General features: G+C 34.1%; 22 protein-coding genes and 1 tRNA gene. 5 read left to right on the top strand and 18 right to left on the bottom strand.

Annotated elements, in window-relative coordinates; translation table 11 throughout:
- Positions 1–3: 3 nt before the first annotated feature.
- From dnaK to HALSAC_RS0100700, 8 genes are all read right to left on the bottom strand, one after another.
- Positions 4–1,860 carry a molecular chaperone DnaK gene (dnaK, locus tag HALSAC_RS0100735; protein ID WP_027338646.1) on the bottom strand — a complete coding sequence of 619 codons (1,857 nt, stop codon included), beginning with the start codon at positions 1,858–1,860 and terminating at the stop codon, positions 4–6.
- Positions 1,861–1,915: 55 nt separating this feature from the next.
- Positions 1,916–2,512, bottom strand: coding sequence for a nucleotide exchange factor GrpE (grpE, locus tag HALSAC_RS0100730; RefSeq protein WP_027338645.1), 597 nt, complete (start codon positions 2,510–2,512; stop codon positions 1,916–1,918).
- A 23-nt stretch (positions 2,513–2,535) separates the two neighbouring features.
- Positions 2,536–3,585, bottom strand: coding sequence for a heat-inducible transcriptional repressor HrcA (gene hrcA / locus HALSAC_RS0100725; RefSeq protein ID WP_035571099.1), 1,050 nt, complete (start codon positions 3,583–3,585; stop codon positions 2,536–2,538).
- A gap of 239 nt (positions 3,586–3,824) precedes the next feature.
- Complete coding sequence (gene hemW / locus HALSAC_RS0100720; RefSeq protein ID WP_027338643.1) at positions 3,825–4,961, bottom strand: radical SAM family heme chaperone HemW; 1,137 nt, start codon at positions 4,959–4,961, stop codon at positions 3,825–3,827.
- A gap of 114 nt (positions 4,962–5,075) precedes the next feature.
- Positions 5,076–6,884 (bottom strand): translation elongation factor 4, encoded by a 1,809-nt coding sequence (gene lepA, locus HALSAC_RS0100715; protein WP_027338642.1) that lies wholly within the window; start codon positions 6,882–6,884, stop codon positions 5,076–5,078.
- A 79-nt stretch (positions 6,885–6,963) separates the two neighbouring features.
- Positions 6,964–8,127: a stage II sporulation protein P gene (gene spoIIP / locus HALSAC_RS0100710; RefSeq protein ID WP_027338641.1), complete on the bottom strand. Its 1,164-nt coding sequence runs from the start codon at positions 8,125–8,127 to the stop codon at positions 6,964–6,966.
- A gap of 130 nt (positions 8,128–8,257) precedes the next feature.
- A complete protein-coding gene (gpr, locus tag HALSAC_RS0100705; protein ID WP_027338640.1) occupies positions 8,258–9,220 on the bottom strand; it encodes a GPR endopeptidase in 963 nt (320 codons plus the stop codon).
- 13 nt (positions 9,221–9,233) lie between these two features.
- A complete protein-coding gene (locus HALSAC_RS0100700; RefSeq protein ID WP_027338639.1) occupies positions 9,234–9,569 on the bottom strand; it encodes a phage holin family protein in 336 nt (111 codons plus the stop codon).
- Positions 9,570–10,295: 726 nt separating this feature from the next.
- Between HALSAC_RS0100700 and rpsT the strand changes: the two genes are divergently transcribed.
- The gene (gene rpsT, locus HALSAC_RS0100695; RefSeq protein WP_027338638.1) at positions 10,296–10,562 is read left to right on the top strand and encodes a 30S ribosomal protein S20; all 267 of its coding nucleotides are present in this window, start codon (positions 10,296–10,298) and stop codon (positions 10,560–10,562) included.
- A 51-nt stretch (positions 10,563–10,613) separates the two neighbouring features.
- Here rpsT and holA read toward each other — a convergent pair whose 3' ends face one another.
- Positions 10,614–11,639, bottom strand: a complete 1,026-nt coding sequence (gene holA / locus HALSAC_RS0100690; protein WP_027338637.1) for a DNA polymerase III subunit delta — start codon at positions 11,637–11,639, stop codon at positions 10,614–10,616.
- 225 nt (positions 11,640–11,864) lie between these two features.
- Here holA and HALSAC_RS0100685 point away from each other — a divergent pair, with 225 nt between their 5' ends.
- The 4 genes from HALSAC_RS0100685 to HALSAC_RS0100670 all read left to right on the top strand — a co-directional run bounded on the left by HALSAC_RS0100685 (position 11,865) and on the right by HALSAC_RS0100670 (position 13,593).
- Positions 11,865–12,080: an alpha/beta-type small acid-soluble spore protein gene (locus HALSAC_RS0100685; RefSeq protein ID WP_035571015.1), complete on the top strand. Its 216-nt coding sequence runs from the start codon at positions 11,865–11,867 to the stop codon at positions 12,078–12,080.
- A 34-nt stretch (positions 12,081–12,114) separates the two neighbouring features.
- Positions 12,115–12,435: an alpha/beta-type small acid-soluble spore protein gene (locus HALSAC_RS14650; RefSeq protein WP_084804267.1), complete on the top strand. Its 321-nt coding sequence runs from the start codon at positions 12,115–12,117 to the stop codon at positions 12,433–12,435.
- Between the two features lie 40 nt (positions 12,436–12,475).
- Complete coding sequence (locus HALSAC_RS14645; RefSeq protein WP_084804247.1) at positions 12,476–12,775, top strand: alpha/beta-type small acid-soluble spore protein; 300 nt, start codon at positions 12,476–12,478, stop codon at positions 12,773–12,775.
- An 80-nt stretch (positions 12,776–12,855) separates the two neighbouring features.
- Complete coding sequence (locus HALSAC_RS0100670; protein ID WP_027338635.1) at positions 12,856–13,593, top strand: CAP domain-containing protein; 738 nt, start codon at positions 12,856–12,858, stop codon at positions 13,591–13,593.
- Positions 13,594–13,697: 104 nt separating this feature from the next.
- Here the strand turns inward: HALSAC_RS0100670 and HALSAC_RS0100665 are convergent, their stop codons facing one another.
- From HALSAC_RS0100665 to HALSAC_RS0100625, 9 genes are all read right to left on the bottom strand, one after another.
- The gene (locus HALSAC_RS0100665) at positions 13,698–16,052 is read right to left on the bottom strand and encodes a DNA internalization-related competence protein ComEC/Rec2 (protein ID WP_027338634.1); all 2,355 of its coding nucleotides are present in this window, start codon (positions 16,050–16,052) and stop codon (positions 13,698–13,700) included.
- The gene (locus tag HALSAC_RS14640; protein WP_051412024.1) at positions 16,021–16,623 is read right to left on the bottom strand and encodes a helix-hairpin-helix domain-containing protein; all 603 of its coding nucleotides are present in this window, start codon (positions 16,621–16,623) and stop codon (positions 16,021–16,023) included. The genes HALSAC_RS0100665 and HALSAC_RS14640 overlap by 32 nt, the downstream gene beginning before the upstream one ends.
- Before the next feature lie 309 nt (positions 16,624–16,932).
- Positions 16,933–17,556: an HAD-IA family hydrolase gene (locus HALSAC_RS0100655; protein WP_027338633.1), complete on the bottom strand. Its 624-nt coding sequence runs from the start codon at positions 17,554–17,556 to the stop codon at positions 16,933–16,935.
- Between the two features lie 209 nt (positions 17,557–17,765).
- Positions 17,766–20,240: a leucine--tRNA ligase gene (gene leuS / locus HALSAC_RS0100650; protein WP_027338632.1), complete on the bottom strand. Its 2,475-nt coding sequence runs from the start codon at positions 20,238–20,240 to the stop codon at positions 17,766–17,768.
- Between the two features lie 277 nt (positions 20,241–20,517).
- Positions 20,518–20,593, bottom strand: a tRNA-Ala gene (locus tag HALSAC_RS0100645).
- A 216-nt stretch (positions 20,594–20,809) separates the two neighbouring features.
- On the bottom strand, positions 20,810–21,154 hold the full coding sequence (gene rsfS / locus HALSAC_RS0100640) for a ribosome silencing factor (protein ID WP_027338631.1): 345 nt from the start codon (positions 21,152–21,154) through the stop codon (positions 20,810–20,812).
- Positions 21,155–21,199: 45 nt separating this feature from the next.
- Positions 21,200–22,396, bottom strand: a complete 1,197-nt coding sequence (locus HALSAC_RS0100635) for an LCP family protein (RefSeq protein WP_027338630.1) — start codon at positions 22,394–22,396, stop codon at positions 21,200–21,202.
- A gap of 15 nt (positions 22,397–22,411) precedes the next feature.
- Complete coding sequence (gene yqeK / locus HALSAC_RS0100630; protein WP_027338629.1) at positions 22,412–22,969, bottom strand: bis(5'-nucleosyl)-tetraphosphatase (symmetrical) YqeK; 558 nt, start codon at positions 22,967–22,969, stop codon at positions 22,412–22,414.
- Between the two features lie 135 nt (positions 22,970–23,104).
- Complete coding sequence (locus HALSAC_RS0100625) at positions 23,105–24,688, bottom strand: DEAD/DEAH box helicase (RefSeq protein WP_027338628.1); 1,584 nt, start codon at positions 24,686–24,688, stop codon at positions 23,105–23,107.
- Positions 24,689–24,901 lie beyond the last annotated feature (213 nt).

Raw genomic sequence — 24,901 nt, 5'->3', positions numbered from 1 at the left:
CTACTATTCAACATCCTCAAAGTCTACATCTACAACGTCATCATCTTCTTCTGTATTTGCTCCAGCCTCTGGTCCTGCTTGACCTTGTTGGGCTTGTTGAGCTTGTTGATACATTTGAGTAGTAAATTCATGTAATTTATTACTTAAAGCTTCTTGCTTAGCTTTAATATCTTCAACATTAACATTCTCTGGATCAATATTGTGTACATCTACATCTTCTAATGCACTCTTTAGATCGTCTTTAGCACTTTCAATATCACTTACTAAAGAAGCATCCATCTCTTCTCCTGCCTCTTCTAAGGTCTTTTCAACTTGATGAACTAAACTATCTGCTCCAGTAACAGTCTCAACTGCTTCCTTCTTCTTCTTATCTTCTTCAGCATGAGCTTCTGCATCATTAACCATTCTTTCAATCTCATCATCAGATAACCCTGTATCAGATTTAATAGTAATTTGTTGCTCATTACCAGTACCCTTATCCTTAGCAGATACATGAACTATACCATCTGTATCTATCTTGAAGGTTACTTCAATTTGAGGTACTCCTCTTGGAGCAGGCGGAATATCAGTTAATTGAAAACGACCTAAAGTCTTATTATCCTTTGCCATCTGTCTTTCACCTTGTAATACATGGATATCAACAGCAGGTTGATTATCAGCAGCAGTAGAGAATACCTTACTCTTCTCAGTTGGAATAGTAGTATTTCTATCGATAAGCTTAGTAAATACTCCACCCATAGTCTCAATACCTAAAGATAATGGAGTAACATCTAATAGTACAATATCATCAACTTCATCATTTAAGACACCACCTTGAACTGCTGCTCCCATTGCTACACATTCATCAGGGTTGATTCCTTTGTTAGGCGCCTTACCAAGTTCCTTATTAATAGCTTCTTGTACTGCTGGGATTCTAGTTGATCCTCCAACTAATAATACTTGATCGATTTCACCTTTAGATAATCCCGCATCAGATAAGGCTTGACGAACTGCCTTTAATGTTTTATCTACTAAATCTGAACTCATTTTTTCAAATTGAGACCTAGTGATATCTACATCTAAGTGCTTTGGCCCTTCAGCAGTTTGAGTTATAAATGGAAGGTTAACATTAGTAGTAGCTACACCAGAAAGCTCAATCTTAGCTTTTTCAGCAGCATCTTTTAATCTTTGTAAGGACATTTTATCTTTTCTTAAGTCAATTCCATTCTCCTTTTCAAACTCTGTTGCTAAATAGTCGATAATCTTTTCATCAAAGTCATCTCCACCTAATTGATTATCACCACTTGTTGCAACTACTTCAAATACACCATCACCAAGCTCTAAGATTGAAACATCAAAGGTTCCTCCACCAAGATCATATACAAGTATAGTCTGCTCGCTATTATCAGTCAATCCATAAGCTAAAGCTGCAGCTGTTGGCTCATTGATAATCCTCTTAACATCTAGACCTGCAATCTTTCCAGCATCCTTAGTTGCTTGACGTTGAGCATCACTAAAGTAAGCAGGTACTGTAATAACAGCTCCATCAACTTTTTGTCCTAAGTAATCCTCTGCATACCCTTTTAATTCTTGTAGGATCATAGCAGATACTTCTTGAGGAGTTCTGTCCTTCCCATCTAAATTCACCTTGTGATCTTCACCCATATGTCTTTTAATGGATTGTACTGTTTGATTTGGATTAGTAATAGCTTGACGCTTAGCTGCCTCTCCTACCAATCTCTCTCCCTTTTTCGAATAACCTACAACTGAAGGTGTAGTTCTTCCACCTTGCTTATTTGGAATAACACCTGGTTCACCACCCTCTATAACTGCAACACAAGAATTTGTTGTTCCTAAATCAATACCAATTATCTTACCCATTTATATTCATCCTCCTTATTAATTTTCTTTCAATTTGAATTTATTTTTTTAAGTACTACTCTGCAACCTTAACCATAGCTGGTCTAATTACTACATCATCGAAGGCATAACCCTTCTGTAACTCTTCTATAATTATACCAGACTCATACTCTTTACTCTCTTCTTTCATTACTGCATTGTGATAGTTAGGGTCAAACTCTTCACCTACTGTTTGAATCTCTTCAACCCCACTCTTCTTTAAAAGAGTTAGAATTTGACGATGAATCATCTCAACCCCTTCCAAAAATCCTTTATCAGCATTTTGAGAATTTGATAATGCTCTTTCAAAATTATCTATTATCGGTAGAAGCTCTAAGATGAAATCTTTAGTAGCTCGACTAGTCAATTGTTCTTTCTCTTTGACTACTCTCTTTCTATAATTAGAAAATTCAGCCTGCAACCTTTGTAAGCGGTCGATGTACCTCTCCTTTTCTTCTTTTTCCTTGGCCAACTCTTCTTCTAATTGTGAAAACTGTTCATCTGTTATAGATACTTCTTCAGAATCAAAAGATAGCTCTTCTGACTCTAAAGAATCTACATCTTCTACAGAATCTAAGTTTTCTTCTAAATCTTCATTAGCCTCTTCTTTGACCCCATTCTCCCTTTCAACCATTAAACTCACCCACTCTTATCAATTTATTTGTTTGTCAAGAGATTACTTAAAATCTCTGAAATGAACCTAACTGATTCAACAACCTTAGCATATTCCATCCTTGTTGGCCCTAAAACTCCAATCTTACCAATAGGACGACCTTTTATATTATAGGTAGCAATTACAAAACTACAATCTTTGATCTCTTCAAAGTAATTTTCACTACCTATTATAACCTCAACGCCACTTTGAGAGTTATGATTGCTTTTGTCTCCAGTCTTATTAAAGATATCATAGATTAAATTATCATGCTCTAAGACATTCAATACAGTCTTAACCTTATTGATATCATTAAACTCAGGTTGATCAAGTATATAAGCTGTTCCCCCAAAGTATATTTTACCTCTTTTGGAATTATTATTCGTAAAGATTTCATTATTTATAAAACTTAAATCCTTAATTTCTAAGGTATTCTTATTAATAAACTCCTTTGTAAGCTTTAATAATAATTGATCACTAATATTCTGCAGGGGAAGACCATATAACCTCTCATTTAAAAATCTAGATATATTAGCAAGTTGATCAGAGTCTATAGGCTTAATTACATCTATGATCCTATTCTTTACCAACCCTGTATCAGTAACTAAGACAATTAATACTTTCTTGCTAGATATAGGGACTAACTGAAGATGTTGAAATATACTCTCCCTTATCTGCGGACTTAAAACCATAGAAGTGTAATTTGTTAAATCAGAAAGTAGTTGTGAAGTCTCTTCAATCAAATCTTGTAATTCCCTATTCTTAACTGAGTAATCGTCTTCTATGACTTTGGCTTGATTATTTGATAACTTCTTCAAATCCATTAAAGCATCTACATAAAACCTATAACCTTTGTCAGTTGGAATTCTACCAGCAGATCTATGGGGTTGTTCTAGATAGTTAGCTTCCTCTAAGTCGGCCATATCATTTCTCAAAGTAGCAGGACTAACCCCAAAATCATACCTCCTTGCTAATGTGCGTGAACCGACAGGTTCAGCACTCATAACATATTCATTCACGATGGCCTTTAAAATTTTCTTCTTTCTATCTGTCATCTCCAACAGAACCACCGCCTTTCTAGCAATTAGCACTCGTTTCTGTTGAGTGCTAATAATATGCTATATCTAAAATATCATCTTAACTATTATTTGTCAAATATAATAAAAAATAATTAATAGTATTTATCTCCTTTATGCTCGTTAATATTCTTAATTCCTCTAGATTACTGCCGAGAATATGAAGTAGTGTTTTAGAAAAGAGAGATTTTCTAACCATACTTCTTTAAGTATATATTTTATGTCAATATAAAGTCTGCCAAAACCCGATTTGCTAATAATCTTCCCTTTGGAGTTAAAAAGACTCTTCTTTCATTAACTTCTAGCAACCCTTTAGTTTTTAGAATTTTAATAGTTGGCCCGTAAATATCAAAAATTGATCTTTTATATTTATTATTGAAATCACTTATTGATACCCCTTCTTTCAACCTAAGTCCTAATATCATCTCTTCTTCAATCTCATCTTCCTTACTTAGCTTATTATAATTTTCAATAGGTAATTTATCATTTAATAGACTATTAGAATATTCTTTGACATCTCTAAGATTAGAACCTCTTCCTGATCCATCATAAAAATGAGCCCCAGGGCCAACACCTAAGTACCCCTCATTCTTCCAGTAAATCTGATTATGCTTTGATCTATATCCTCTTTTAGCAAAATTAGATATCTCATAATCTTCATAACCAAATGATTTCAAAATATCTAATGAGAGATTATACATCTCTAAATCTAAGTCTTCATCCGGATAAGTTAATTCGCCTTTTTCGATCAATGAATAAAACTTAGTCTCCTCTTCAATTTTAAGATTATAAGTAGATAAATGTTCTGGATCTAAATTCATCGCTTCCTTTAATGTTCCTTCCCAGTCCTTTAAAGTTTGTCCTGGAAGATTAAAAATCAAATCTAAGCTTATATTATCAAAACCAATCTTACGGGCCAAATAATAGTTCTTAACAGCTTGCTCAACAGTATGTATTCTACCGATACGCTTTAAGATATCATCATCAAAAGCTTGAACTCCAAAACTTAATCTGTCAACTCCTCCCTCCTTTAAAGAGGATAACTTCTTCTCATCAAGTGTACCAGGGTTTGTTTCAATTGTTATCTCTATATCTTTCTCTATCTTAAAACTATTATAACACTTATCCAAGATTAATCGTAACTCTTTCGCCCCTAATATTGTAGGAGTACCCCCTCCAATGAAGATTGTTCTAATCGAAGGATTATATTTTTGAGCCAACAGATCTATCTCTTTATTCAATGCATTCAAGAAGGATTTTGAAAGTTTTTCGTTAAAACTAACAGAATTAAAATCACAATAATAACATTTCCGAAGACAGAATGGGACATGTATGTAAAGCCCAAATCTATCCATAAAGCACCTCCTTTTTCGTAATACAGTTGCACTTTCGCGCCACTAGTAATAAAGCATAGCTTTATTACTAGTTCCTAAATAAGCAAATCCACGGGCCAAAGCCCGTGGTCTAAATTAATTATCATCTATCTTTAAAACTGCCATGAAGGCTTCTTGAGGTATCTCTACACTACCAACCTGTTTCATCCGCTTCTTTCCTTCTTTTTGTTTCTTAAGCAGCTTCTTCTTTCTAGAGATATCTCCACCATAACACTTCTGTAATACATCCTTACGCTTAGCTCTAATAGTCTGTCGAGCAACTATCTTATTTCCAATAGCGGCCTGTATAGGAACTTTAAACATCTGCTCAGGTATAAATTCTTTTAGCTTTTTAGTTAATTCCTTACCTATCTCATAAGCAAAATCTCTATGAACAATACAAGATAATGCATCTACAGCTTCTTTATTTACAAGGATATTTAATTTGATTAGATCAGACTCCATATATCCGGCAAATTCATAATCAAAGGTAGCATATCCTCTAGTTCTAGACTTTAATTTATCAAAGAAATCTAAAACAATCTCACTTAATGGAATCTCATAGGTCAGCCTCACCCTGATCTGATCTAGATACTCCATATTCTTAAATTGCCCCCTCTTGTTCTGGGCCAACTCCATAGCTGAACCAACATGTTCTTCTGGAAGGAGAATCTTAGCCTCCACATAAGGCTCTTCTATCTTCTCAATTTCTTGTCTTTCAGGCATATTGGCTGGATTCTCTATCTCTAAAACCTCTCCATCCTCTTTATAAATTTTAAAGATAACACTTGGAGCAGTAGTAATTAAGTCCAACTTATACTCACGCTCTAAACGCTCTTGGATGATCTCCATATGTAAAAGACCCAAGAATCCACATCTATAACCAAAACCTAAAGCCTCTGATGTCTCTGGTTCAAAGGTTAAAGAAGCATCATTTAACTTCAATTTATCTAAAGCATCTCTTAGGTTATCATAATCCTTTCCATCTACAGGATAAAGACCACAAAACACCATAGGTTTAGCAGGTTGATAACCTGGCAAAGCTTCTTCAGTTGGGTTCTTAGCATCTGTGATTGTATCACCCACCTGAGCATTCTTTACCTCCTTAATACTTGCTGCAAGATAACCTACCTCCCCAGCAGATAGACTATTAGTCTTATTCATCTTAGGACTAAAGGTTCCTACTTCATCGACCTCAAAGACCTTATTGGTAGCCATCATCTTAATCTCCATCCCAGGCTTAATAAGACCATCAATAACTCTATAGTAAGATATTATTCCTCTATATGGATCATATAGAGAATCAAAAATTAAAGCCTTTAAAGGCTTGTCCTTATCTCCAGTAGGCTTTGGCACCCGATTAACTATAACCTCTAAAAGTTCATCAATACCAATTCCTTCTTTAGCACTAGTCAAGACTGCATCATCAGGATCAAGTCCAATATCAATAAGCTCCTCCTTAACCTTATCCGGATTAGCACTTGGAAGATCTATTTTATTTATTACAGGAATAATCTCCAAGTCATTCTCTAAAGCAATGTATATATTGGCTAGAGTTTGAGCTTCTACACCTTGAGCAGCATCAATAACCAATAAGGCCCCTTCACAAGCAGCTAAGCTCCTTGAAACCTCATAAGAAAAGTCCACATGACCTGGAGTATCAATTAAATTAAGTATATACTCCTTATCATCCTTGGCCTGGTAGGACATTCTTACAGCCTGAGCCTTAATGGTTATCCCCCTTTCTTTCTCTATATCCATTGTATCTAAAAGTTGTTCTTCCATATCTCTTTGAGAGATAGTTCCCGTAGCTTCTAATAATCTATCAGCTAATGTAGATTTACCATGATCAATATGAGCAATAATACAAAAATTTCGAATATTATTCTGATTAACCTTAGCCATCCTAACCCCCCTATTATCTAAAGTATTCTTCATAATTATAACACCCATATTTATATTAATCAAGATAATAGACCTTAGATTAAACTCCTTCTTTAATCAATGCAGCTATAACGTCAGCAAATAATTCTACTGACCTCTTTGCTTCTTTTACTGTGTTTTCTGTGCCACCAACCTCTAATAGGAGAGCATGTGGATGGACATGCTGATTATATCTTCGATTATTTATAATTCTAACTTCTCTTAAAAGCCCAGGATACATACTATCCATCTTACTAGCTAACCTTCGAGCAAAGTTAAGATTCTCTCTCCATTCTGGATGGGGTAATCCATATCTATCATTTGTCACTACTATCATTATCTTGGCTACATCTTCTCCATCAATATTTGTAGTCACTAAATTTCGATTTCCATTAGGAATTGCATCACGATGGAGGTCAAAGATCATCTTCATATCATCATTGCCATCTACCATTGACTTAGCTGTATCCAGGGATTTTATATACGATTGTCCATAAGTTATATCATGAACCTTCTTGGAATGATCAACAGAGATTCCATACTTATTCTCCAAAACATCTCTTAGCCTTTCACCAACTAATACAACATCTCCTTTCTCACCTGGGTTAGCACGGGCATTAAACCCTCTATTTTCATAGTTCTCTGCTGTATGAGTATGATATATACCTATTAAAGCACCTTGGAGTGCTCTGCTTACCTCTTCTAAAATATTTTCATCCCTTTTCAGTTCTTCCTCTTTTTTAATCTCTCCAAGATCTCTTTCAGATAATGAAGGTTCAGTCTGCCAAAAATCTAATTCTACCTTCTCATTTTGATGACTTCCCTCTGCTAGTAATTTTTCCTCCAACTCTTTTGTTCTATCTCGTCTCTTTGAAAGAACCTGCTCAACCCTTGGGTCATCTTTAACTATAAAAAAAGACGGCGGTAAATCAGTTATAAATTTAAGTGTATAAGCAAATAAAGAACCTTCATCTTTTTTTTGTTCAAAACTATTATCAACTCTAACAATCGGTAGACCTTCCTTTAATATTAACTCTGAATGCAAATCGTCTAGATATATTAAATTAATCAGATATCTAGCCAAATTATAATCATTAAATATATTACCTACAAGGTAATCAACTCTATTACTGTATCTTCCTATTAATAGTCCACTTAAAATTATTACGACTATAAAATAAATAATTATTAAACTTCGCAAAAAGCCATGGTGATCATCCAACATAGGTTTATCACTTCCATTCTCCTCTCCTATAACAACTTATGTAGCTAAACACTATTTTATAACCTATCCATTAGAAAAGATAAGACTCCTCATCCCCAAAGGGATTTGGAGTCCTTAAAGATTTTTTGTTTTATTGAAGATACAATGATACATCTTCTGGTCCTATATCAGGATGTAAAGCTACATTAATTCCTCCAGCTATAATCTTACTCGTATCACGTATTAATTGATCTACCCCTTTAGGTGTTACTACTAAATCTCCCATAAAAGGTTCTAGCACCTGTTGAATTATCTGTTGGTTATTTTGCTGTTGGCCCATACCACCATTCATAGCTTTAATGGTATCGTCTACAATGTGGACAGAACTTATTACTGTTGGTATCCCCATAGCAATTACCGGAACTCCCATATCAGCTTGGGTTATACCTATACGATTCTTACCTAACCCTGAACCAGGATAAATACCTGTATCACTTATCTGAATTGTTGAAGCTAATCTCTTACTCTCTTTTGCAGCTAAAGAGTCTATAGCAATTATTAAATCTGGCTTAACCCTATCCACTAAACCTTTAATTATTTCAGCTGTTTCAACCCCTGTTATACCTAAAACTCCTGGGGCCAAAGCACATACTGGTCTCATCCCTTGCCTAGCATCTTGAGGAGAAGAATCATATAGATGTCTAGTAACTAAGATATGGTGAACAACCTCTGGACCTAATGCATCAGGTGTTGCGTTCCAATTTCCTAAACCAACAACTAATATAGTAGGCTCTTGACCATTATTTCTATTTAAAGCAGAGTAATCTATAATCCTATTCATCTCCTGGGCCAAAATACCACTTAAATTTTCATGGGCCTGTTTATCGGAGATACGCAAACTCTCTGACTCAATAGTTATATAATTACCTGGAGCTTTGCCTATCCTTTGGGCTGCTCCTTGATTTAGGACCTGAATTCTAGTTATATTAGCATCCCCTTGCTGAGACTCCTCTAAGCTAACCCCTTCTATCTCTCCACCGGTTCTCTCAACCGCCATATTCCGTGCTTCAACTGCTAAATCAGTAAGAGTAGCTAAATTTTCTATTCCATTCATTACTATTCCTCCTTTATCTCAATTCTGTTGGTACAAAGGTATCTACAACTCCAATTATTATAGCAGCAAGCATTGCTCCAATAAATGTGACACTCATCCTCGCTAATAAAAACTGAGTAAAGTAAATCACTACAGTTGCTGCAACAAAACCAGTTAACCCTCTTGCTTGAGGGGTTATATTCTCCCCTAATAAGTTTTCTGCTACATAACCTAGTGCTGCAATTATAATCGAAGCTATTAAAGCATTAGTAAATCCTGCAATCTCTACATTTGGTAAGATAAAACCTATCCCTAACAATACAAAAGCAGAAACGATAAACCTAACTATTGCTCCTATCCATCCTCGCATATTTAATATACCCCTTTCTTCACTAGATTATAATTCTATATATTACTATAATTTATATTGACGTTCCACGGGGCAAGCCCGCGTGGATTCCTCATTCCTAGAAACGAGCCTATTTCTGCTTAATATCAAGTATTAAGTAAGAAATTAGGTCTTACAGTTTCTCCAGAGGCTTAGAATCCCGTACGCCCTACGGTAGATATGGTTTTTATGGTTTTCACGAAGAGTAGATGTGGTTTTTACGACCTTCACGAAGGGTTTTTGAATTTTAAAACCCGTAGGTTGATGTTTAGACTCGTAGGCTGACGATTAAGGAATTCTGATACCTTGAATATTTTACGCAATAGAGGAGCTTAATTATCACTTCAATTCCTATTGCAACTCCATATATTCAGTTGTTAGATTTACCTTAACTATTAATAGTATGTCCTATTTTAAAAATAATATCGAATTACTTTTAAAATAACACTTACATCCTGAGGGCAAGCCCATCAGGTTTTACGTGCAAATTCTATAACCATATTCAATTTATCTATCCCTCAGGGTTTTAAAAAGCAAAAACCCTTCGTGGGCAGAGCTACCATTTCTTTTTTAACTCGATACTGCTTTTGCTGCCCCTCTCCTAAAAAACCCCTTGCCTTTTAACTGATTATATGATAAAATTCTTTTGTTACAGGTCGCTACGGCTACAAATTTAGATAAAGAAAGAATTAAAAGGAGGTGACTGTAATGGCAACTTCTAAATCCGCTAAAAAGAGAATTAGAATCATTGAAAAGAAGACTGCAGTAAATAAGGTAAGAAGATCAAAGCTTAAAACTGCTATTAAGCGTTTTGACGAAGCATTAGCAGCTAATGATATTGAATTAGCAAAAGAAAGATTAATCTTTGCTAAGAAGATGATTGATAAGTCTGCTGGTAAAGGTATTATCCATAAAAATAATGCTGCTCGTAAAAAATCTCAATTAGATAGAAGATTTAACGAGCTTACTGCTTAATAATACTTAATAAACCCTGATTCCTCTTAAGAGGAATCAGGGTTTATTATTTCAAGAAACAAAATCTTCATTTAAATCTCGATTTAAGCCTATCACTAAAAGCTCCATCTCTAACTCCCTCTCTGCACCTGTTACCAAATTACAGTCAGCTTCAAATATTCTCTCTAATGCCCTCTCTAAAGCTTCTATAGAAAAGTTGTTACTCTGCCTCAAACACTTCTTTATTGGATAAATATGTTGTTTTAACTTTTTAGAAATTTGCTCAGCACTAAAGCCCTTATTAGATAGCAACTTACTCTGTAACATAAGCCTGATCTGACGAGCAATCATTCCTAATATCTGTTTTGGGTCACTACCCTCTCTAAGTATATCTGATAGGAGATTTAAAGCCATTGAGGTATCTCTTTTACCTATTGCATCTACAAAATCGAAGATAATATTCTCTTTAATTAACCAATCCTTACTTATAACCATCTCTATATCTTCTTTAGTTATAAACTTCTTCTCTCCTACAAAAGCCATAACCTTATTCAATTCACTATCTAAGGTTAACAGATCATTATTAAAAGCTTCTTCTAATAATTTGACTCCTCTTTTATCTATATCCCAACCTAAATCTCTAACTTTATTTTCTATCCACTGATCCAACTTTTTATATTTCAAACCTTCAAACTTTAAAATTTCACCACTCTTTTTGATTTCTTTGAATAATTTTAACCTTTTATTAGGTTTATTATAACTTAAAAGTAATAAGATTGTACTATCTGGAAAATCACCTATTAACTTATATAGTTGTTCCCCATCCTTTGGTTTCTTAGAAAATAAATCATAAGTCTTTACTACTACTATTCTCTTAGGTGCCATAAAAGGAAGAGTCTTAACAGCATTAATTAATGTTGTTACTAAAGAATCATTCTCCTCTAAAAAGTTCAAATTAAAATCTTTAAAATCCTCCGATACAAATTTCTCTACAAATTTATCAATAAATTCATCAATCAAATATTTATCATCACCATAAATTAAATATATAGATGACAGATCTTCGATATTATTTTTTAATATACCATCATATTGCATTCTTAATACCACCTTTGCAAAATTAAATTATAGATTAGTCCACATAGTTATTCTAACATAAAAGTAACTATTATTTAAATATATAATTAAAATTAAATTTTAATTATCATTGTTCCAGACTATGATATAAGTCTCACTTATTTGATTTGGAAACAAAAATTACTAGTATAAGTAGGGAGAATAAGGTCACAATAATAGTACAAAGCAATAAAGGAGGTGAAAAAAATGGGTATCAGAAGTGGAAGTAATAGATTAGTCAATCCTATGGCTTTACAAGCAATGGATAAATTTAAGCAAGAAGCTGCCCAAGAGCTTAACATCTCTCAAGAGTATCAATCTGGATACTGGGGTAACATTACCTCTCGTGAGTGTGGTTCTGTTGGGGGGCAAATGGTTAAAAAAATGGTTGAGCAATATGAGAATAACTTGGCTAATAATTAATTATTTAACTATAACTATAAAAGGAGATGAAAAAATGGGTATCAGAAGCGGTAGTAATAGATTAGTTAACCCTATGGCTTTACAAGCAATGGACAAATTTAAATTAGAGGCTGCTAAAGAGCTTAATGTATCTCAAGAGTATCAATCTGGATATTGGGGTAACATTACCTCTCGTGAGTGTGGTTCTGTTGGAGGACAAATGGTTAAAAAAATGGTTGAGCAATATGAGAATAACTTGGCTAATGGTTCTACTCCTCAAGCTAATAGTTCGGCTCCTCAAGCTCAAGCTACAACTAACAATAATAACAACTATAATTTGGCTCAAAAAGCTGGTTCTTTTGAACCTCAAGGATAATTAAATAAATTAAACTATAACTATAAAAGGAGATGAAAAAATGAGTATCAGAAGCGGTAGTAATAGATTAGTTAACCCTATGGCTTTACAAGCAATGGATAAATTTAAATTAGAGGCTGCTAAAGAGCTTAATGTATCTCAAGAGTATCAATCTGGATATTGGGGTAACATTACCTCTCGTGAGTGCGGTTCTGTTGGAGGACAAATGGTTAAAAAAATGGTTGAGCAATATGAGAATAACTTGGCTAATGGTTCTACTCCTCAAGCTCAAGCTACAACTAACAATAATAACAACTATAATTTGACTCAAAAAGCTGGTTCTTTTGAACCTCAAGGATAATTAAAACAAAACTGAAAATTGAATAAATGAGCGGTGATAATCACCGCTCATTTAATTTTGTATAAAAAGGAGAGAATTATATGAAAAAAAGAGATATTATTTTAGTGTTGATAATTTTGACATTTATATCATTAGTAAACCCTACATCTTCTTGGGCTCAAGATAATGAAGATTATGATATTTATACAGTGAGAAGTGGAGATTCAATCTGGTCAATCTGTCAAAACCACCAGGCTGATTTTAGAGATACTTTGGCTATTAATAGACACTTTAGAAACCCAGATCTAATATTTCCAGGAGATAGAGTCTTTATCCCTAGAACACCTACAAGAAGGACCCCACAAAGAGATGCTCAGCCAGAAGAAAGAGAAGAGCAAAGAAGACCTGAACCTCAACCAGAAGAAGAGAGAATGGTTGAGGTTACCGAAGATATTAATACAATGGAAGCTCAAGTAGTAGAATTAGTAAATATCGAACGAGAAAAATATGGGTTAGAACCATACAAACACAACGGTCAAGTATCTAATGTGGCAAGAACCAAGGCAGAAGATATGAGAGACAATAACTATTTTGCTCATACTTCTCCAACCTATGGCTCACCCTTTGAGATGCTACAAGAGTTTAATGTTCAATTCACTGCAGCAGGTGAAAATATAGCACAGGGCCAACCTACAGCACAAGCAGTAATGGATGCTTGGATGGATTCTCCTGGACACAGAGAAAACATCTTAAGCGAAGAATTTACCTATATCGGTGTTGGTCTTGCCAAAGACGGACAAGGTAACACCTACTGGGTACAAATGTTCATTAGACCGTAAAGAATTAAAGCTTAGCTTTATTTCTAGTGTAAGTGTCAGTATTAGTGTCAGTTAAGATCTAAGTTCTTAACTTTGCTGCCACAGACACCGACACTTACACTTTACTACTTAAATGTTTTATATCTATAACTTCTTCCATCACTAAAGACAGTTATTGCTCCGTCTTGGTCATTTCTTAAAACTTTGGCTCCACTAGCTTTTAAATTACTTATAACTAAAGGACTTGGATGACCATAGGTATTATCTCCTACTTGAATAACTGCCAATTTCGGGCCAACACTACTTAAAAATTTCTCTGAAGTTGAAGTAACACTACCATGATGACCTACTTTTAAAAGAGTACTTGCCAGATCATAATCTTCATACTCCTTTAACACCCTTCTTTCTCCTTCTAACTCCAAATCACCGGTGAATAAAACCTTAAAATCACCATAATTAAAACGAAAGACCAAAGAATTATTGTTGGCTGCACTATCTTGAATCAAAGGGTATGTTGGCCCTAAAACATTAATTTTTATAGGATCAACTTTAAGCTTATCACCACCAATCAACTCATAAATAGATACCTCTCTATCCAAAGCCAACTCTAACACTGTATCCTCTAATTGATTAGCTATTAATGTAGGAGGGTAAAATAATTTATCGACTTCAAACTCATCTAACACCTCTACTATCCCTCCAGCATGATCTAAGTGAAAATGAGATATAAATACAAAATCTAAACTTCTAACCCCTCTACTCCTTAAATAAGATACTACCTCTCTTCCATATACACCAGCATCTATCAACCCTCTTCTGCCATTAGGAGTTTCAAAATAGATAGCATCTCCATTTCCAACATCAAAAAAGACGAGCTTCAGATCCCTATTGAAAGTAAAACCAAACTGAACTATTAAAAATAAAATAACAGATGCTATCAATACCTTATTGTATCTAGAATAATCTTTTGCATAAGGTATAACTACAGGTCTTAATAGCTTAGATATATAGTAGATTATTAGATAATAAAGAATTATAAGGAGTATATTAGGACGTCCTATCAAAAGAGACAAACTAAAATTACTAGCTAACAGATTAACTAATTCTAATACAAAGACTAATATCCCTCTCATTAAAAAAGCCAATATACCTGCTAAGAAAGGAAAAGAAATTGTTGCCAGAATTAAAAATGGCAGGGCCAACCAGATTAAAACTGAAACCAAAGGCATAATTATGGGATTAGCAACTATACCTAAAAAGGAAACTTCATAAAAGTAATAAGCCAAAACAGGTAACAAGCCCAATTGGGCTGCAGTAGTAGCTACTAGAATTTTCTTAACCTTTCCCTTTTTAATAGGTAAAACTTTCTCAATTACTGGACTTAAATAAGCTATAGATAAAACAGCTATAAAAGATAATTGAAAACTTACCTTAAAGAGGGAATAGGGGGCTATTAATAAAATAATAATCCCTGCTCCCGCTAAAATATTATAGAGATCTATTCTTCTACCCAGATAATTAGCAATTAATATTAAAGTAATTAAAATAACTGCTCTTACACTAGACAGCCCAAAACCTGTTAAACCTAGATAGAAAAATAGGGTAGATATTGTTATAAGTAAGGTTAACGCTTTTGATAATTTCAACCATTTGCATATAAGAGCAATAAAGTATGATATAAGCCCCATATGAAAACCTGAAATAACTAAGATATGGCTCAACCCTAACTCCCTAAAATTATCATTAATATCCTGGGGTAAATTACCCCTACCAAGAAGAAGGGCTTTTAAGATATCGCTATAAGGAGATAGAAAATAATCATCTATACTAATCTCCATTCTCCTTCTAAGCTCCCGGATGGACTTAGAGATAATACCACCTTCATTAGCCAAAACCCTCAACCCTCTATCCCTACTTATGTTCGCCCTAGCATAGATATTTTCTCCCTTTAAATAATCCCGATAGGAGAAAGAACCTGGATTTGTCTTAGTCGGAGCCAACCTTAATTGGGTATCTATTTCAACTATATCTCCATAAGAAAGCTCTTTTTCACCATCCCAATTAGAGACTAGAACCCGTCGCTTACTCATTAGATCTCCAACCATGATATCTTCAATTAGATACTCTATTCCTCTATCATTAACCTCGACATCAACAACCTTGGCCCTTAAGCTGACTTCCTCTCCAATAACCTTTCCAAGCTCTTCATTTTCCCATCCTAACTCTAATTGTTGTAGATATATAAAAGAAAGTAAGAAGATCAAGATATAGATTATGCTTCTCCTCCACTTCAACCTTCTCCTATAAGAATATAATCCTATTAAATTTAAGAGGATTACCAAAATCTTAGTTGCATTAATTAAACTTTTATTTACACCTATATAAGAAGCACTAATTAGTCCTAATGCCATCAGGATAAAGATTAAAACTAAGGGTCTAGTCTTTAAATCAATAGGTAATCTGGTCTTTGAGTCTATCATAGGTCCTCTCTCCTATCCCTGAAACCTCCATTAAATCTTCTAAAGAGTCGAAGCCACCAACTTTATTTCTATAGTCTATTATCCGCCCAGCAGTAGCTGGGCCAACGCCGCTTAAAGTTTCAAGTTCATTAGCTGTAGCACTATTAATATTAACCAGTCCTAAAGCATCACCACTGCTTCCACCACCCTGAGAAGGTATGATAACCTTACCGCCATCTCTAACCTCATCTACAAGATTTATTAAATCAAGATTAGCTTTGGCTGTTGGCCCGCCCGCTTTCTCTACCAATTGATAAAGCCGATCCCCCTCTTTTAGCCTATAAACACCTGGATTATCTACTTCTCCTCCTATATGAACAAGAATCTCCTTAGCCACTTCTTTAGGAAGAGTTGATCTCTTCTCCTCGACATCTTTAATGTTTGAATTCTCTTTTTCAATACTACTCCTAATCTCTATACTATCTTCACTTCTAAACACACCATCACCAAGCAACAAAAAAATACTCGCTCCAATTATAAAGACTATAAGTACTAGCAAAATCCCATCTTCAATTTTATTTATTCTAAACATCCACATCACCCGGAAATTATCTTACCCGAATTAGATATTTTTATACTTGATTTTTACTACTTTTTAGTAATATAGTGTCACTTTCGTGCCACTAGTAATGGGTAATGAGTGAAGAGTAATGAGTAAAGTCAAAATCTCAAAACCTCTTATAAGTCTTAGGTAACAAAGGGGTTTCTGTTTTTTAAGGTTTTACCCATTACTCATTACTGATTACTCATCACCAGTAATAAAGCTACGCTTTATTACTATATTGTTTAACTTCTAAAAAACAAAAAGACCTTATACCTTTAGGTACAAGATCTAATCTAATTATACTATATCTAATATCTGACTTGGATTATGAACTATATAATCTGGGTTCTCTTTCTCTACAGCCTTCAATAAATCAAAACCCCAAGATACCCAAATAATCTCAACTCCAATCTTCTTACAAGCTTGAATATCTCTTTCTTCGTCTCCTACATAGATTATCTCAGAACTATTAAGTTTATTCTTTTTCAAGAATTTTTTTATCACCTTATCCTTACCAAAGATATTATTAGAGGAGAATATCTCTTCTATGCTATCTAATATCCCTTCACCTTCTAAAAATTCTCTAATATTCTCTTCAGCATTTGATGAAATAATAGCTAATTTATACCCCTTTTCTTCTAAAGAAGTCAACATATTCCTAATACCATCAAATAGCCTAAGTTCACTAAGAGATTCTTTAAATATTCTCTGAAACTCTAATGCTAAAAAGGGTAATCTATATATAGGAACATTAACAGCTTTACACTTTTCTATAACTGACAAGCCCCTTAGCTCTTCAATATTACCATCTTTAAGCTTCTTAAAACCATACTTATCAGCCATCTGGTTAAAGACCTTTACTCCAATGCCCATTGAATCTGCTAGGGTCCCATCAAAATCAAAAACTATATATTTAACCACACTCTATACCCCTTCCCAAAATTAGTCTTCTTTACAACGATTTAAGATTTAACCCTTATATAATTTAGTTTTAGCAAAATAGCTTGTTAATAAAATAATAACAACTAGCCTATTATTACTTCTACATAAAACTCATTCTCCCTTTAAAAATATTAATTATAAATAAAGAAGGTCTTGTCCTTATTAGGATACAAGACCTTTTAAGTTATTTATTTTACAACTAAATTAACTAATCTTTTTGGAACTACAATCTCTTTAATTATCTCTTTATCTTCTAAATACTCCTTAATTTTATCATCTTCTTTAACTAAAGCTAATAGATCATCTTTAGAAACTTGGGCAGAAACTTCTATCTTGGTCCTTACCTTTCCATTAACTTGAACAACTATCTCTATTTCATCTTTTTTAGTTGCCTCCTCATCAAATTCAGGCCAGGTTGCTAGATGTATACTCTCTTGATGACCTAGCTCTTCCCAAAGAGCTTCAGTCATATGTGGAGCAAAAGGAGCTAATAGTAATAATGCTGATTCCACTACCTCTTTTAAGAGCGAATAGTTAAGCTCATCAATTTCACTTAGATATTTATAAGTTGCATTTACCAACTCCATAATAGAACTAATTGCTGTATTTAGCTGTTTTCTCTCACCTACATCAACAGTCACGCTCTTTATAGCTAAATGAAGTTGACGATTTAATTCTTTTTCTTCTTTATTACTTAGTTCAAAATTGCTCTTTGCTTCTTTTAGAGAATCAATGTGTTCAGAAACCAATCTCCAAACCCTATTCAAGAACCTTTGAGCTCCCTCAACACCTTCATCATTCCAATCTAAATCTCTCTCTGGAGGTGCTGCAAATAGAATAAATAAACGGGCTACATCGGCACCATAATTATCAAGAATCTCTAAAGGATCTACAATATTACCTTTAGACTTAGACATCTTAGCTCCATCTAAAAGCACCATTCCTTGGGTCAAAAGATCATCAAAAGGCTCTTTATAATCTACTAAACCTTGATCACTGATAAACTTCATAAAGAAACGAGCATAAAGTAGGTGTAAGATAGCATGCTCAATTCCACCAATGTATTGATCAACATTCATCCAGTAGTTGGCCCTATCCTTATCGATAATCTTATCCGAAAGATCTGCACTAGTATACCTTAGATAATACCATGAAGAGTCTACAAAAGTATCCATAGTATCAACTTCACGCCTTGCCTTCTTTCCACACTCTGGGCAAGTAGTATTAACAAAATCTTCTATAGTGGCTAAAGGTGATTGGCCCTCTCCAGTAAATTCAACATTTGTAGGTAATTCAACTGGAAGGTCCTCTTCAGGTACAGGTACAACTCCACAACTATCACAATAGATCATTGGAATTGGAGTTCCCCAATATCTTTGACGAGATATCAACCAATCCCGTAATCGATAATTGACTTCTTTCTTACCTATACCTTCACCTTCTAAATAATCTATAATCTTATCTATTGCTTCTTTAACATTCAAAGCATTTAAAATATCTGAATTTACTACCTTACCGTTTTCTGTATAGGCCTCCTTCAGGTCATCTCCATTAAAATCTTCACCTTCAGGTTGGATAACTACTTTTATTGGCAAGTCATACTTTTTAGCAAATTCAAAGTCTCTTTGATCATGAGCAGGAACAGCCATAATAGCTCCAGTTCCATACCCCATCAAAACATAATTAGCAATCATTACAGGAATCTCTTCACCACTTAAAGGATTAATTGCCTTAATCCCTGTATCAAGTCCTAGCTTAGGCGCATCTCCATCCGTTCTCTCTTCTTCTTCTTGACCTTTCATCTTCTCTATAAAGGCCATAACCTCCCCTTCTTTTTCCGTTCCTTTGACCAATTCCTCTACCAAAGGATGTTCAGGGGCCAACACCATATAAGTTGCTCCATAGATAGTATCTGGCCTTGTAGTAAAAACCTCCAATTTCTCATCACTACCTTTAATCTCAAATTTAATCCGAGCTCCTTCACTTTGACCTATCCAGTTTTCTTGCATAGTCTTAACCCTTTTAGGCCAATTCTTAAGTAGTTTATGGTCTGCTAATAGATCTTGAGCATAATCAGTAATCTTAAAGAACCATTGCTCTAAATCTTTATCTATAACTTCACTATCACAACGCTCACACTCTCCATCTACTACCTGCTCATTGGCAAGAACAGTACTACAACTTGGACACCAATTAACAAGAGCTTTCTTCTTATAAGCTAAGCCTTTCTTATAAAGTTGTAAAAATAACCACTGAGTCCATTTATAATAATCTGGATTAGAGGTAGCTACCTCCCTATCCCAATCATAACTCAACCCCATCATCTTAAACTGTTTTCTCATATTATCAATATTATCACAAGTCCAACTATTAGGATGAATTTTATGCTTAATAGCCGCATTCTCAGCTGGCAAACCAAAAGAATCCCAACCCATAGGATGTAAAACATTATAACCTTCCATCCTCTTAAAACGAGCAAATACATCCCCTAAAGAATAATTTCTAACATGACCCATATGTAGATTACCTGAAGGGTAAGGAAACATCTCTAAAACATAATATTTAGGTTTATCCCCTTTAACCTCACTTTTATATATCCCATCTTCTTCCCACCTATTTTGTAACTTAGGTTCAATATTTTTAAAATCATACATTCCCATCATCTATCAACAACCCCTTTAACTTAGTGTTAGTTTATGTATACTTTATAATTAAAATCAAACTTCTTAAAATATTATTCCCTAAATCTATAAAAAACCCTCGTCTCTAATAAAGAAATAATTCTTTACTAGGGACGAGAGTTCTTTCTCGCGGTACCACCCTAATTGATATATTAGCACAATCACAAAATTTCCATTACTTAATAATTGAAATTTTGTGGTGTGACGGCCTCGATGACCTAACACCAAAAATTTCATCGCGTATTATAATTGAAATTTTTGGTGGAGATAGCCGGGCTCGAACCGGCGACCTCTTGTCTGCCAGACAAGCGCTCTCCCAACTGAGCTATATCCCCATAACATATCCTCTTAAGAACAGAATAACGACTGTTAACCGTATAAGCTACTACTACTTCACTTATAAAGCTCCAAGGCGAGTTCAGCTTAAGCCTACTACTCCTTTTCCTAGCCCACTAATATTCAATTCAACAATAATCATTATAAGATAAGATATTCCCTTTGTCAAGAGCTTTTAAGAAAAGAATTTTAAGGCGAGAAGGCTCGCCTTAAAATTAAACTTCAATCCTCTTTGCATCTCCCCATAGTCTTTCTAAATCATAATGCTCCCTTTCATCCTTGTGAAAGATATGAACTATAGCATCAGAATAATCTAAGACAGCCCAACGACCTCCATCTAACCCTTCTTTTCTATCAACATAGACCTCTTCATCCTCAAGCCTATGTTCAATAGAAGTAGCTACAGCTCTAACTTGAGTATTAGCACTACCACTACAGATGATAAAGTAATCAGCCAATATAGAGATCCCTCTAACATCTAAAACTACAATATCTTCAGCTTTTTTATCTTGTGCTGCTTCTACAATTTTTTCAACTAATTTGCTTTCCACTATCAAAATACCTCCTCATAACTCTAATCATTCTATATATTAATTATTCTATATTCAACTAAAAAGACCTTGTTCTATCTTGCGTTCAACTATATCTTTTCCAATAATAACTTCAATCAGAGCTCTCTCTTCTTCTAATCTCAAATCTGCGTTTAAATACTCAACTAAAGACCTAAGATCATCTGCCTTATCTTCAGGAGCAAAAACTAAAGTTTTCGAATAATCATAGCGATCAGCATTAGCGATACCTTCAACAGTATATCCTTGCTCACCTAAGATATTAGCAAAACCTCTAGCAACTCCAACTCGGCCGCTCCCATTTGAGATACGAAGATTCAATTTGGAATTATTAAAATAATACTTATTTCTAACTAGGGAATCTACTAAAAGCTCTATCTCATCCTTATGAGGGTACCAGTAACTAACACCGCTAATGTATCTAGGGTCTCCTGGCAAGGTCAACATCTCTAAATTATCTTCTTCAAAGTTGTATAAAAAAGAACCTAACTGAAGCATTCGACTTAAACCTAAGTCTGTACTAACATTCCGGTTAATAATCTGCACCAACTCTGGAACCTTTAGTATAGTTCTAAACTTCATAGCTTCATCTAAAGCTGCCTCTAAGAATTTCTGTTGTCTTTCTATCCTTCCAATGTCAGCAAAGAGTTCTTCTCTATAACGAACATAGTCTAAAGACTCTTCACCATCTAGTCTTCTTCTCCCCGCCTTTAAATTAATATATAGATCATCTGCTTGGTCTACATAATACATATCTTGCTCTATCTCTAGTTCAACTCCACCTAAGCTGTTTACAATTTCTATAAAACCTTGATAATCTAGCTCTAAATAATAATCCACATCTGTTTCTAATAGACCTTCTACAGCCTCCTTAGTTAAAGAGGGACCACCTTCTGCATAAGCAGTATTAATCTTACTATGATGATCTCTGCCAGAAAGTTTAACTCTAGTATCTCGTGGAATAGATATTATTCCAGCTTTATTAGAATCTAAATCTAAACTAAGAATCATTAAAGTATCAGCTCTACTATCTCCGTTATGAGCTGAATCAATACCTAATAAAAGAAAATTAAGAGTTCTATCCTCTTTTATCACTTCTTCTAAATCTTCATCTTCAAATTGATCTCTAAAAGGCGAGAACAAATTAAAACCAAAGATACCTGTCCCAAAAACCACCAAAAAAATTATTAAAGCCAGACCAATTATCCTGAAAGTCTTAGATTTAAGGGACATAATTTCACTTCCTCTCTAAATTAAAGAGTTTCTAGTCAATATAGTTTGTGGATGAATAATTCTTCCTAAAGTTAAATTATATCTTATTGTATTTTCACAAGCCATTCTAACTCCTTTATCTAAAGACTCTCCCTTCACCTTTTCTCTTAAAGTTTCTATAGCTTCACAGTTTCGATTAGGCTCAATAAAATCGGCTAAAAAGATAACCTTATCTAATTGGCTCATCTCTTCACTTCCTAAAGTATGGCAACTTATTGCTCTTAAAATTTCTTCATCTTCTATTCTAAATTTATTCTTTGCAATCTCTGCACCTACAGGACCATGCAACAAAGCAGGAACTTTTTTATAAATATCATCTATCACTATAGCAAATTCTTCTGCTTTCTTCAATAGGATATTATTGGGGATCCCCTTAGCACAATCATGTAACAAAGCAGCCCAACGGGCTTTCTCCTGATCAACACTATGAATCTTTGCTAATTTTATTGCTGTATCCCTAACTCCTAAAGTATGTTTTAAACGATCTTCACTTATCATTTGAGATAAAATTTCAATAGCTTTCTCTTCTTTCATTGAAAACACCTCTTTTTAACTTCGCTTGATAATTTATTGTAAATAAAAAAGCGAATAAAGAATAATGAATAGATTAATTTAGAATCAAAATCTATACCTTTATCCTTTATTCTCTATTACCTATTATTTATATCTTTATCTTGGGTTAGCAGGCTCCATAGTTATATTGTTACCTTTTATTCTATTATTCTGCATTACATTAAGCACTTCTCTAGCATGCTCTCTTGGAACCTCTACAAAAGTATATCTATCATAAATATCAATTAATCCAATCATACTTCCTGGAAGATTGGTTTCTCCTGCAATTGCTCCCACTACATCACCTGGACTTATCTTTTGTTTCTTTCCAATATTAACAAACAACCTTACCATACCAGGCTCTGCACCAGTATTTCTAAACTCATCCTCAAGGTCAGTATCCTCTTTAGCGGTATCCTCAAGGGCCAACTTTAATAGTGCAGCAGCAATATCTATTGCTGTATAGTCATCTTCTACTAAGTTTTCAATAAACTTAATCTCTTTAGATAATTTGCCGGCATCTAATACTTCAGCTACATTCTCAAGATATAGATTAGCTTTAATCTCCTCTACATCACTTGCTGAAGGTACTGACCTTCTCTTTATCTTAGTCTTAGTATACTTTTGAATATCCTTTAATTTATAGATCTCTTTACCTACTACAAAAGTAAAGGCCCTACCAGTTCTACCTGCTCTACCAGTTCTACCAATTCTGTGGACATAATACTCCTCATCCTGAGGAATATCATAATTAAATACTGCCTCAACATCATCAATATCAATTCCACGAGCTGCTACATCAGTAGCTACTAAAACTTCAATTGTACCATTCTTAAATTTGCCCATAACTCTATCTCTTTGAGGTTGATTTAAACCACCATGTAGTCCATCAGTAAAATAACCTCTAGCTTGTAATTGAATTACCAACTCATCAACCTGTCTTCTTGTATTACAAAAGACAATAGAAAGCTTAGGATTATACATATCTATCAGTCGAGATAATACATCTAACTTATCTCTCTTTTTCACCTCAAAGTAAGCTTGTTCGATACTTGGAACTGTTAATTTCTTATGAACTACTTTGATCAATTCTGGGTTCTTTTGATACTTCTTTCTTAAGTTCAAAATAGCTCTAGGCATTGTAGCAGAGAAGAATATTGTCTGTATCCCATTATTAAGCCCTTTTAATATTGTCTCGATATCTTCTCTAAAGCCCATATTTAACATCTCATCAGCTTCATCTAAGATGATTTTATTTATATTATCTAACTTCAAAGTTCTTCTTCTCATATGATCCATCAAACGACCCGGAGTTCCTATTACAATCTGTACACCCTTCTTTAGAGCTTTAATCTGACGATTAATAGATTGACCTCCATAAATAGGTAGTACTCTAACACCTCTCATATGTTTAGAAAGTCTCTTTAATTCTTCAGATACCTGTATAGCTAACTCCCTTGTTGGACATAAAACTAACGCTTGAGGTGCATTGATTCTTTCATCAATCATCTCTAAAATTGGAATACCAAAAGCAGCAGTTTTTCCAGTTCCTGTTTGAGCTTGACCAATAACATCTCTTCCATCTAGTATATGAGGAATAGCCTGACTTTGAATCGGAGTAGCCTCCTCAAAGCCCATATCTGAGACTGCCCTCTTTATATCATTAGATATATTTAACTCTTCAAATTTCTTCTTTTCCATATTTTAAACTCTCCTTTTTTATTTCGTTAGCTTCTTCACTATATAGTATTACAATTATTAGGATAAAAAATAACCATTTTAAAATTTTATTTAAATTATAACCTAAATTGACTTTATAACTTAGAATACTAACTTCACTTTTATTTATTATTAATATCTTAGCATTAATTATCTATTCCTATAATGCGACATTTAGACTCAAAGGATTTTTAT

Source organism: Halonatronum saccharophilum DSM 13868 (genome assembly GCF_000517025.1).
Lineage (GTDB): Bacteria > Bacillota > Halanaerobiia > Halobacteroidales > Halobacteroidaceae > Halonatronum > Halonatronum saccharophilum.
The sequence above is the reverse complement of the archived record's forward strand: the minus strand, read 5'-3'. Positions and strand labels throughout refer to the sequence as shown.